Raw genomic sequence first — 7,575 nt, forward strand, 5'->3', positions numbered from 1 at the left:
GGCATATCCTCACCGGCTGCCGGAAAGGCCACCTGCGCACCGCGCTCGAACACGATCTGCGCGGTGGCGATATCCGGCTACCGAAAGCCGAAGCGGCCCTGCGGGATCTGCTCGAACGATTCGGCGCCGATCGGGTGAGTGTGGAGCTCACCCATCACGGCATCGCCACCGATGACGAGCGCAACGCGCTGCTGATCGCGCTGGCCGACCGGCTCGATGTTCCCGTACTCGCCACCACCGGTGCGCATTTCGCCTCTCCGGCGCAGCGTCGCCGGGCGATGGCGCTGGCTGCGATCCGCGCCAGGAGCAGTCTCGACGAGATGGCGGGCTGGCTCGCGCCCACCGGCGGCGCGCACCTGCGGTCGGGTGCGGAGATGGCGCACCTGTTCGCCGACTACCCGCACGCGGTGGCGAACGCGGCGGTGCTGGCCCGCGAATGCGCGTTCGACCTGGGGTTGATCGCCCCGAAGCTGCCCCCGTTCGACGTGCCCGCCGACCATGACGAGAATTCGTGGCTGCGCGAGCTCGCCCTGCGCGGTGCCGCCGAGCGCTACGGGCCGCCGGCGCGGAACCCGCAGGCGTACCGGCAGCTCGAGCACGAGCTCGCGGTGATCGAGAAGATGGAGTTCCCCGGCTATTTCCTGGTGGTGCACGACATCGTCGAGTTCTGCAAGAACAGCGACATCCTGTGTCAGGGCAGAGGCTCGGCCGCCAACTCCGCGGTCTGCTATGCCATCGGCATCACCAATGTCGACCCCGTCGCCAACCAGCTCCTGTTCGAGCGGTTCCTCTCGCCCGAGCGCGACGGACCGCCCGATATCGATGTCGACATCGAATCCGACCGCCGCGAGGAGGCCATCCAGCACGTCTACGCCAAGTACGGTCGCGACTATGCCGCCCAGGTGGCGAATGTGATCACCTATCGCGGCAAGTCCTCGGTGCGTGATGCCGCACGCGCACTGGGCTTTTCACCGGGGCAGCAGGACGCGTGGAGTAAACAGGTGAGCCGCTGGTCCGGGGTGGCCGCCGAGACGGGCACCGATATCCCGGACGCCGTGCTCGAGCTCGCGGGCGAACTCGACGGTCTGCCACGGCATCTGGGGATCCACTCCGGCGGCATGGTGATCTGCGATCGGCCGATCGCCGACGTATGTCCGGTGGAGTGGGCGCGGATGGCCGGGCGCAGTGTGTTGCAGTGGGACAAAGACGACTGCGCCGCGGTCGGTTTGGTGAAATTCGACCTGCTCGGCCTCGGCATGCTCTCGGCGCTGCACTACATGATCGACCTGGTGCGCGAGCACAAAGGCGAGCAGGTCGAACTGCACGCGCTCGATCTCACCGAAGCCGGTGTCTACGAGATGCTCTCGCGCGCCGACTCGATCGGGGTGTTCCAGGTGGAGTCGCGCGCGCAGATGGCGACATTGCCCCGGCTGAAGCCGCGTACCTTCTACGACCTGGTGGTGGAGGTGGCGCTGATCCGGCCGGGGCCCATCCAGGGTGGTTCGGTGCACCCCTACATCCGCAGGCGCAACGGCAAGGAAGCGCCGGTCTGCGATCATCCCGCGCTGGAGAACTCGCTCGCCCGCACCCTCGGCATTCCGTTGTTCCAGGAACAGCTGATGCAGATGGCCATCGACGTGGCCGGTTTCAGTCCCGCCGAAGCCGACCAGTTGCGCCGCGCCATGGGTTCCAAACGCTCGCCGGAGAAGATGGAACAGTTGAAGGACCGCCTCTACCAGGGCATGCGGGACCTACATGGCATCACCGGCGCTCTCGCCGACCGCATCTACGAGAAGCTCTACGCCTTCGCCAATTTCGGTTTCCCCGAGAGTCATTCGCAGAGTTTCGCCTCGATCGTGTTCTATTCGTCGTGGTTCAAGCTGCACCATCCGGCGGCGTTCTGTGCCGGGCTGTTGCGTGCGCAGCCGATGGGTTTCTACTCGCCGCAGTCGCTGGTCGCCGACGCCCGCAGGCACGGGGTGCGCGTGCACGGCCCCGACATCAACGCCAGCCGTGCCGAGCCCACCCTCGAGAACGCGGGCATCGAGATCCGGCTCGGCCTGTCGGGTGTGCGGCACATCGGCACCGACCTCGCCGAGCGCATCGTCGCCGCCCGTGCCGAACACGGTCCCTTCGCCTCGATGCTCGACCTCACCGGTCGCGTGGAACTCACTGTCGCCCAGTCGGAATCGCTCGCCACGGCGGGAGCGCTGGACGTTCTGGTCGATACCGAACCGCGCGCTGCCGGCGCTGCGACGCACGAACCGTTCACCGGCGACAGTCGGAGTTGGGCAGCAACACCTGCCGCACGAGCTTTGGACGCGGATCATCGAGTGCTCGAACAAGGTTACGGCCCGCCGGATTCAGCTGTGCCAAAGGATTCGCGTGGCAGCAGCGTGCGCAGGGCGGCATTGTGGGCGGCGGGCGCGGCGGCTGTGGAACGTCCGGATCGCCTCCCCGGCACCGGTCCAGCCACTGTCGCCCCGGCGCTGCCCGGCATGAGCGCGCTCGAACTCGCCGCCGCCGATGTCTGGGCCACCGGCATCTCGCCGGGCTCCTATCCCACTGAATTCCTTCGCGCCCATTTGAACTCACTCGGGGTGGTGCCCGCGTGCGATCTGTTGCTCGTCGAGGACAGTGCCCGCATCCTGGTGGCGGGCGCCGTCACCCACCGTCAGCGCCCCGCCACCGCCGCGGGTGTCACCTTCCTCAACCTCGAGGACGAGACCGGCATGGTCAACGTCGTCTGCTCGGTCGGCCTGTGGACCCGCTACCGCCGCCTCGCCCAGAACGCCACCGCCCTGCTCATCCGCGGCCGCATCCAAAACGCCGAGGGCGCCGCCAGCGTTGTCGCCGACCACCTCGAACACCTCGACCTGACCATCGTGGCCCGCTCCCGCGACTTCCGCTGAGATTTTGGAGCGCTGGCGCGCTCGAGCGGGGCCCTGGAGGCCCCGATCTTCCCTCCCTCCGGGTACTCCTTCGTCGCACCCTCCGGTCAGTCCAGATCGGGGCGGGCCCCTTTGGGTAGAGACATACAGGGACTACCCGGCCAGGGTGGTGGTGGTGGTCGTTGGTGGTGACGGATCCGGCTGACTCCGTCCCGCGTTCGGTTATGGCAGGTCGGCGTGGCGCGGTTGGGGGTCGGGGGTGGCGCCGGTGAGGTGGCGGCGTGCGAAATCGAGGGTGCGCGCCAGCTGGGTGGAGCGTTCGGCGGTGGTTCGAGCGTTCTGGGTGTTGATCTCGGCGACCGCGTGGCCGCGAAAACCAGTGTGTATCAGGTGTTCACACAGTTGCGCGCAGGGCTGGGTGCCGTCGCCGGGCACCAGGTGCTCGTCGTGCGCGGCGCCGCGACCGTCGGCCAGGTGCAGGTGGACCAGGCCCTCGCCCATCCGGCGCGCCAGCTCGAGCGCGTCGGCGCCCGCGGTCGCGGTGTGCGAGAGGTCGAGGGTGTAGTGATCGAAGCCGGTGTCGGTCGGATCGAAGGACGGGCTGAACGCGCTCACCGCGCGGCCGGGGCCCGCGCGCCGTTCCAGTCTGCGCACCGCGCCGTCGCGGAACAGGGTGTCGGCCCGCATCGGGAACATGTTCTCCACGGCCACCTTGACCGGGTGATGCGCCTCGAGCTCACCGACCTGATCGGCGAAACCTCTCGCGTAGCGGCGCTGCCAGCGAAACGGCGGGTGCACCACCACGGTGTCGGCGCCGAGCGCCTCCGCGGTCCGCACGCTGCGTTCCAGCTTGGCCACCGGGTCGGCGCCCCAGACCCGTTGGGAGATCAGCAGACACGGCGCGTGCACAGCCAGCACCGGGATGCCGTAGCGCTTCGCGTAGGACTGCACCGTCGCGATGTCCTGACTGGCCGGCTCGGCCCAGACCATCAATTCCACACCGTCGTAACCCAATTCGGCGGCATAGCGGAACGCCGCCTGCGTGTTCTCCGGATACACCGAGGCCGTCGACAGCCCGATCGCGATGTCCGCCCGTGCGTTCCCCACAGCCCACTCCCTGTATTCAGCTGGTACTGAGGAGAAAGGCTAGCGGTCCCAGCGTCACGAAGACGCCCACGACGACGGCGATCACAGTGCTGTAGATGTCGTCGGTGCGGCGCAGGATGCGAACCAGCGCCACCAGACCGAGGATCACGACCGTCGCCAGCGCCAGCGCCACCAACGCCATCGACTCCCACAATGTCTCGAAACCCTTGAACAGCAACATTCCGGCGACCGCCGCGCCCGCGCTCTGCGCGCCCAGGATCATCCACTGGCGGCGGTTGGCGTTGTCGTCGTCGCCGCGCGCCATGCTCGATACGCGCGCGGCACGGCCGGCCACCGACCCGCCCGCTCGGTTACCCGACAATCTGCTCGCGGCTCGCGACTGGGCGACGCTGCCGTTCTTCGACTTGGCCCGGCTCGCCACCTTCGCCCTCGCCCGGTCGGCCAGGGTCACGGCGGCGGCCTTGGTCGCGGCACGCCTGCTCGCCCTGGTCGGCTTGGGTTCGTAGTCGTCGTCGTAGTCGTCATCGTCGTCGAATGCCGCGTCGTCGTACTCGGATTCGGCGTAGTCGGCGTCGGAGTAGTCGTTGTCGACGTAGTCGCGGTCGACGTAATCGGACTCGGCGTAGTCGTCGGTGTCCTCGTCGTCGGCCTGGTCGGCGCCGACTCGGTAGACGACCTCGGTGTGCGCGTCGGCGTCGGGGCCGCGTTCGGCGCGCTGGCGCAGCAGGTCCCCGGCCACCGACTGCCCGGACACCAGCGGCTGCTCCTGGCTGACCGGCGACCACGCGGCCGTCGGGAAACCACCGCTCTCCGGCGCGGGCGCGTTCTTGTCCGGACGATGCCTGCGCGCCGACCACGACGGCAGCCCGCCGGACTTCGGCTCGCCCCGTCGGCGATCCAGCGAAGGGCGCTGATCCGCGCCGCGGGCCGGCGGGGCGTCGGTGCCCGGCGCGAGGTTGTAGGCCTGGGTGGCTTCGGCGCCCGGCGGCGGATATCCGTTGAAGGCTTGCGCCGCGTCGACACGACCCGGCGCGGGCTGCCCGTTCAGGCCGGGGGCGCCGTTACGCCCCGCCCCGTTGAAACCTCGCGCGGGCTCGGCGCCCGGCCGCCCGTTGCCAGGCTGACCATCGAAAGACTCGCCCGGCCGCCCGTTGAAGCCCGACGCGGGCCTGCCGTCGAAAGACTCTCCCGGTCGGCCGTTGAAGCCCTGCCCTGGCCGGCTGTCGAAGGACCCGGTGCCCCGATGCTCGTCGAAGCCCGATCCGGCCTGATTGTCGAAACCGGGCCCGATATCGGGGAGCGCGTCCAATCCGCGCGACTGCCCCGGCCTGCCCATGAAGGCCTGTGGCGCATCGATGCCCGCCTCGTAGAGCGGCGCGTCGAACGACGGGCGGCCCGGCGCCGGGCTCGCCTCGATGGCCTCTTCCGCGGCTTCGGCGGCTCGCCTGCGCGCGGCCCGGCCGCCGGTGACCGGCGGCGGTTTCGGCGGCTCGGCGTACGGGGCGACCTCGGGCTCATCCGGTCGATGCCGTCTGCCCCCGCCGACCGCGGGCAGCGCACCGGAACCGAACATCTCGGCGATACCGGGATCGACCGGCTGCGTGGGACCGCCGGGAACACCGAGGCGACCCGGACCGCGTCCTCCCCCACGAGAACCGGCATCGCGCGCTTCGGCACGGAACGGCCCGAACGGATCGGACGACGGTCGCTGTTCGGCAAGTCCGAGTGGGTCGCGCGGATCGGGCGCGGAGTACCCCGCATCGGGGTCGAATCGGGTGATCGGGCCCGACATCGGCGAGAAGGCCGGTTCGGCCGGACCGGGCGGCGGGTAGGGCGCGGGCTGGTAACTCGCGGGCGGTTCGTAACTAGGCGCGGGCTCGGGGGCGTAGGTCGGCGGCGGGACATACGCGGGCGGGGGTTCCGGCGCGGGCGCGGCGTGCGAGTTCGGCTTGACCGCCGCGTTCTCACCGGTCAGATCGTTGACCGAGAGTCCGCGCCCGCTGCGCCGTCGTCGTCCACCGCCACCGGAGGTCGCGGGCGCGGCCCCCTGCGCGGCGTTGCGCGCCAGCAGCTCAGCCACCGATAGCTGTTTAGAATCCTCGCTACTCATGCCGACTCCACTTCCGCGACCGGCGTGACCGGCGGCACCGCGGCCGGTCCACCTCCGTTGGGCTCGGAGTCCAGTTTGCGCAAGATGAGGCCTTCGCGCAGCGCCCATGGGCAGATTTCGATGCTGTCGAGCGACAACGCCCGCATACTCGCCTCCGCGACCAATGCGCCGGCCACCAATTGCTGGGACCGATCCGAACTCACGCCTTCCAGTTCCGCGCGGTCCGACGCGGTCATCCGGGAGATGAACGCGATCAGCTGGCGCAGACCGGAGCTGGTCAGTGTACGTCGCACCCGCGGACCGGCCGCCGAGGGTGCCGCGCCGGTCAGCCGGGCCAGCGAACGGAATGTCTTCGAGGTGCCCACGGCCAGGTCGGGCCTGCCCGCGTCGATCATCGTCTTGGACGGGACGACCAGTTCGGCGTCGAGCCAGTCGCGCAGGACCGCGATCTTGCGCTTGCCCGGCGGGTCGTCGCGCAGCCACTCCCTGGTGAGCCTGCCCGCGCCGAGTTGCAGCGACAGCGCCACGTCGGGTTCCTCGTCGCCGCCGTTGGACAGCTCCAGCGAGCCGCCGCCGATGTCGAGATTGATGATCCGGCCCGCGCTCCAGCCGAACCAGCGGCGCACCGCGAGAAACGTCAGCCTGGCCTCGTCGTCGCCGGAGAGCACTTGCAGATCGACTCCGGTCATCGCACGGACGCGGGCGAGTACTTCCTCGGAATTGGTTGCCTCGCGCAGGGCCGAGGTGGCGAACGGCATCAGCTCCACGCACTTGGAATTGCGTGCCAGATCAGCGAATTCGAGGATGGTCGCGATCAGCCGCGCCTCGCCCTCCTCGGTGATCCGGCCCACCGAATCCATGCTCTCGGACAGGCGCAACGCCGACTTCGTCGAGCTCATCGGCATCGGGTGGCCACCACGATGCGCGTCCACCACGAGCAGGTGGACGGTATTGCTTCCGACATCGAGAACACCAAGCCGCACACGAATACGGTACTTGGTGATCCGGTACAGCAGGCCAGGCGACTGAACTGTTAGCGTCACGAGTTGTGACCGAAGGCGCATCTGGCACCGCGGAGACCGGGCTCCGACCTGGGCGAAAGATCGACCCAACCCCGGAAGTCGAGCTCGATTTCCCACGGGAGTGGATCGAGTTCACCGATCCAGCAAACGACGAGCACCAGATCGTCGCCGATCTGACGTGGCTGCTGTCGCGCTGGACGTGCGTGTTCGGCACGCCCGCCTGCCAGGGCATCATCGCCGAACGCCCCGACGACGGCTGCTGCTCACACGGCGCTTTCCTGGCCGACAAGGACGACCGCAAGCGCCTCAACGGTGCTGTGAAGATGCTCACACCCGATGACTGGCAGCTGATGGGCGAGGCCACCGAGAACGGCAAGGTCGTCAAGAAGGGTCTGTCACTCGATGGAGTGAGGACTTCTTTCCAGGGATAGTTCTGAGCTGGTCT

Annotated in this window: 4 protein-coding genes and 1 pseudogene; 2 read left to right on the forward strand and 3 right to left on the reverse strand. The window is 69.1% G+C overall.

From position 1 onward, the window contains the following. Positions 1-2,912: error-prone DNA polymerase (locus ACFWF3_RS16705; protein WP_379314367.1), on the forward strand; the 2,912-nt coding region annotated here is incomplete at its 5' end. A 201-nt stretch (positions 2,913-3,113) separates the two neighbouring features. Here ACFWF3_RS16705 and ACFWF3_RS16710 read toward each other — a convergent pair. From ACFWF3_RS16710 to ACFWF3_RS16720, 3 genes are read right to left on the reverse strand one after another with little or no spacing between them, the layout of a single operon-like run. Continuing rightward, complete coding sequence (locus tag ACFWF3_RS16710) at positions 3,114-3,998, reverse strand: sugar phosphate isomerase/epimerase family protein (protein WP_378991040.1); 885 nt, start codon at positions 3,996-3,998, stop codon at positions 3,114-3,116. Positions 3,999-4,014: 16 nt separating this feature from the next. Continuing rightward, the gene (locus tag ACFWF3_RS16715) at positions 4,015-6,078 is read right to left on the reverse strand and encodes a hypothetical protein (protein ID WP_379314368.1); all 2,064 of its coding nucleotides are present in this window, start codon (positions 6,076-6,078) and stop codon (positions 4,015-4,017) included. A gap of 26 nt (positions 6,079-6,104) precedes the next feature. After that, a complete protein-coding gene (locus ACFWF3_RS16720) occupies positions 6,105-7,091 on the reverse strand; it encodes a hypothetical protein (RefSeq protein ID WP_378634128.1) in 987 nt (328 codons plus the stop codon). Between the two features lie 119 nt (positions 7,092-7,210). On the opposite strand from ACFWF3_RS16720, the pseudogene ACFWF3_RS16725 reads away from it, so the two are divergent. Then, positions 7,211-7,483: pseudogene (locus ACFWF3_RS16725) on the forward strand (hypothetical protein); the annotation flags it as partial. Positions 7,484-7,575 lie beyond the last annotated feature (92 nt).

Origin of the sequence: Nocardia sp. NPDC060220, assembly GCF_042727815.1 — a bacterium.
GTDB lineage: Bacteria > Actinomycetota > Actinomycetes > Mycobacteriales > Mycobacteriaceae > Nocardia.